The 4,840-nt window shown below is 32.6% G+C and carries 2 protein-coding genes; both read right to left on the reverse strand.

Annotated elements, in window-relative coordinates; translation table 11 throughout:
• Window positions 1–98: 98 nt before the first annotated feature.
• Window positions 99–3,632, reverse strand: a complete 3,534-nt coding sequence (gene nifJ, locus NSA58_RS16315; protein ID WP_039678996.1) for a pyruvate:ferredoxin (flavodoxin) oxidoreductase — start codon at window positions 3,630–3,632, stop codon at window positions 99–101.
• 374 nt (window positions 3,633–4,006) lie between these two features.
• A complete protein-coding gene (gene deoC, locus NSA58_RS16320) occupies window positions 4,007–4,681 on the reverse strand; it encodes a deoxyribose-phosphate aldolase (RefSeq protein ID WP_039678997.1) in 675 nt (224 codons plus the stop codon).
• Window positions 4,682–4,840: the final 159 nt, after the last annotated feature.

A 4,840-nucleotide genomic window follows, 5' to 3' on the forward strand; every position in this document is an offset into this window, starting at 1 on the left:
TTATTTGGAATATAAAAAATATTATTACAATATAAAAATGGTGGACTATAACAGTCCACCATTTCTTATATATTAATTAATTAAATTTTGATTTTATATTAGTCAGCTAATCTTTTATAGCTATCTAATCTATCTTTAGCAGATTCTTCAGCCATTGTGAATAATTGTTCTGCTTCTTCTGGGAATTGTTTAGCTATAGCAGAGTATCTTACTTGTTTCATTAAGAAGTCTCTGAAGCTTTCAGTTGGCTCTTTAGAGTCTAGTGAGAATGGATTCTTACCTTCAGCTCTAAGAGTTGGGTTATGTCTGTATAAATGCCAGTATCCAGCTTTAACAGCTTGTTCTTCATTAGCAACACTTCTACCCATACCTTCTTTTAATCCATGAGATATACATGGAGCATAGCATATGATTAGAGATGGTCCATCATAAGCTTCAGCTTCTACAACTGCTTTAACAAATTGATTGTAATCAGCACCTATAGCAACTTGAGCAACATATACATTACCATAGCTCATTGCCATCATACCAAGGTCTTTCTTTCTAGATCTCTTACCAGCAGCAGCGAATTTAGCCATAGCAGCAATTGGAGTAGATTTAGAAGATTGACCACCAGTGTTAGAGTAAATTTCTGTATCGAATACAAGAATATTTACATTTTCTCCTGATGCAAGAACATGATCAAGTCCACCGTAACCTATATCATAAGCCCAACCGTCTCCACCAAGTATCCATTGAGATCTCTTAGCTAAGTAATCTTGTCTTGATTTAACAGATTCGATTAATGCTTTAGTTTCTTCATCTTTTGGCTCAGCTTTATTTATTAATTCAACAACAGCTTTACTTGCCTCAACAGATGCCTCTCCGTTATCTTTATTTTCTAACCAGTTATTGAATACTGTTGCACCCTCTTCACAACATGGGTTAGCTGCAAGTTTTTGTATATCTTCAACTAATTTACCTCTTATTTGTTCAACAGCTAAATGTTGTCCTAATCCATACTCAGCATTGTCTTCGAATAATGAGTTTGCCCAAGATGGACCTTTACCTTCATGGTTACAAGTGTATGGAGTTGATGGAGCAGATCCTCCCCAGATTGATGAACATCCAGTAGCATTAGCTATCATCATTCTATCTCCAAATAATTGTGTTACAAGTTTGATATATGCAGTTTCTCCACATCCTGCACAAGCTCCTGAGAATTCCATTAATGGTTGTCTAAATTGAGAACCTTTAACAGTTTTAGGATTCATTATATCTCCTTTTGGAGCAACTTTTGCTGGATCTACAGCATAAGCCCAGTTTTCAACTTCTACGTCTTGAGTATCAAAAGGTTTCATAACTAAAGCTTTTTCTTTAGCTGGACATACGTCAGCACAGTTTCCACATCCTGTACAGTCCATTGGAGAAACTTGGATTCTGTATTGTAATCCATCGAATCCTTTACCAGTAGCTTTCTTAGTTTTAAATGCTTCTGGTGCATTTTCTAATTCTTCTTCATTTACAAGAACTGGTCTTATACAAGCATGAGGACATATGAATGAACATCTATTACATTGTATACAGTTTTCTGTAATCCATTCTGGAACATTTACAGCTATACCACGCTTTTCATAAGCAGCAGTACCACATGGGAATGTACCATCTTCGTATCCTAAGAATGTACTTACTGGTAAATCATTACCTTTTTGTCCACTCATTGGTCTTAATATATCTTTTATGAATGCTGGTTCTTCACAAGTTGTAGTTGCTTCATCTTCTGTAGCATTTGCCCAAGAAGCTGGAACATTAACTTTAACTAATGAATTTATACCTGCTTCAACAGCTTGGTAGTTCATGTTAACTACTTTTTCACCTTTTTTACCATAAGCTTTTTGTATAGAATCTTTTAGGTACTTAACTGCATCATCAACTGGTATTATATCAGCTAATTTAAAGAATGCAGCTTGACATATCATGTTTATTCTATTTCCAAGACCTATTTCTTGACCTATTTTAACAGCATTTATAGTATAGAATTCTATTTCATTTTCTGCTATATATTTTTTCATTTCTGCAGGAAGATGAGCTTCTAAGCCAGCTTCGTCCCATATAGTGTTAAGTACGAAAGTACCACCTTTTCTTAATCCTTGTAATAAATCATATTTAAATACATAAGATTGGTTATGACAAGCTATATAATCAGATTCATCTAATAAGTATGTAGATCTGATTGGAGTATCACCAAATCTTAAGTGAGACATTGTTATACCACCAGATTTTTTAGAATCATAGTCGAAGTATGCTTGAGCATATTTATCAGTGTGGTCACCGATTATTTTTATTGCTTGTTTGTTAGCACCAACAGTACCATCTGATCCTAATCCCCAGAATTTACATCTTACTGTTCCTGGAGCTTTTATTTTAATTGGCTCAGCTTTTGGTAAAGATGTATTTGTTACATCATCTACTATACCTATAGTAAATCCATTTCTAGGTTCTTCTATGTTTAAGTTTTCAAATACTGCATGTAAATCAGTTGGAGTTGTATCTTTTGATCCAAGTCCATATCTTCCACCTACTACTAATGGAGATAATTCAGATTTAGCAAGTACGTTAACTACATCTAAGTATAATGGTTCACCTGGAGCACCTGGTTCTTTTGTTCTATCAAGAACACATACTCTTTCAACAGTCTTAGGCATTGCTGCTAAGAAATGTTCAGCTGAGAATGGTCTGAATAAGTGAACTTTTATCATACCAAGTTTTTCACCTTTAGCGTTTAAGTAATCTATTGTTTCTTCTAAAGCTTCTGTAACAGAACCCATAGCAACAACTACATGTTTAGCATCTTCTGCTCCATAGTAATCAAATAAGCTATGTTTTCTTCCTGTTATTTCGCTCATTCTCGCCATATTTTTTTCAACTATTCCAACTATATCATTATAGTATTTATTAGAAACTTCTCTTGTTTGGAAGTATATATCAGGGTTTTGAGCTGTACCTCTAGTTACAGGGTGATTTGGAGATAAAGCTTTATCTCTAAATGCTTGAACAGCATTCATATCTAATAATTTTTCATAATCTTCATTTTCCATTAATTCAACTTTTTGAATTTCATGTGATGTTCTGAATCCATCGAAGAAATGTATAAATGGTAAAGATCCTTCTACTGCAGACATATGTGCAACTGGAGCTATATCAGCAACTTCTTGAACTGAACCTGAAGCTAACATAACAACACCTGTTTGTCTTGCAGCCATAACGTCTTGGTGGTCTCCAAATATTGATAATGCTTGAGCAGCTAATGCACGAGCAGTAACGTGGAATACACCTGGTAATAATTCACCAGCACATTTATACATATTTGGTACCATTAATAATAAACCTTGAGAAGCAGTAAATGTTGAAGTTAATGCTCCTGCTTGTAATGAACCATGAAATGCTCCTGCAGCTCCTGCTTCAGATTGCATTTCAACAACTTTTACTTTTTGTCCAAAGACATTTTTTCTCCCTTGAGATGCCCATTCATCAACTAATTCAGCCATAGTTGAAGATGGTGTTATTGGATATATAGCAGCAACTTCTGTAAATGCATAAGCAACATGAGCAGCAGCTGTATTTCCATCAACTGTTTTCATAAATTTAGCCATTTTTATGTTTCCTCCTTAATTTTACCCTATATACTATACAATTTGTATTTGTATGTTTATAAAACTATTAATTGTGTCATTGCAATAAGTAGTCGTCTGTTTCATAAAACATCTTTTACCATTTATTAACAGTATTCTGCATAATAATGTAAAGTCCTTTATAACTCTGACATATTTTAAAATTTAAATAAAAAACTTTTTTCATTATAGAATTTGTTTATTTAAAATCACATTTAATACATTACCCATAAAATAACAAATTAAATCACATCAGCTTGTATTGGTTAAAATTTCCTAACAACATATTTTTAGCTCTAATTTTTGTCATATATTTCAAATGTTATTGTTGATTAGATAAATTCTAACTTGTAATATTAGTATCCTATAGTATCTGTCTTTTCTCCAGTAGCTATAGATATAGACGCACTTGCTCCTATTCTAGATGCACCTGCATCAATAACTTTTATAGCATCCTCTGTTGTTCTAACTCCTCCAGATGCTTTTACACCAATATTTGGTCCCACTACATCTCTCATTAATTTTATATCCTCTGGAGTTGATCCACCTGTTCCAAATCCAGTTGATGTTTTTACATAATCAGCTCCAGCTTTAACTGATAACTCACATGCTATTTTCTTTTCTTCATCAGTTAAGTAGCAAGTTTCTATTATTACTTTTACTAAAGCTTCTTTATTAGCTGCATCTACTACTGCTTTGATATCATTATAAACTAAATCATACTCTTTATCTTTTAATGCTCCTATGTTTATAACCATATCTACCTCATGAGCACCTTTAGCTATAGCATCTTTAGTTTCAAAAGCTTTTACTTCACTAGTATTTGCTCCTAAAGGAAACCCTATTACAGTACAAACTTTTACAGTACTTCCTTCTAATTCTTTCTTTGCAAGCTCTATATGTGTAGGATTTATACAAACTGAAAAGAATCCATATTCTTTAGCTTCCTTACAAACCTTTATTACATCTTCTCTAGTTGAGAATGCTTTTAATACTGTGTGATCAATCATTTTTGCAATATTTTTTTTCATTATTATAACTCCTTTTATATTATGTAATATTTCCTAAATGCATTATAAATATGTGCTCTTGTATTTATAATGCAATCTGTTGTTAATAAATATACTTTCATTATTATGTTAGCACATATAATTATTTTTTTAAAGAAGAGTTTCCTATATTTTCATAAT

This window comes from Terrisporobacter muris, from assembly GCF_024621905.1.
GTDB classification, from domain to species: domain Bacteria; phylum Bacillota; class Clostridia; order Peptostreptococcales; family Peptostreptococcaceae; genus Terrisporobacter; species Terrisporobacter muris.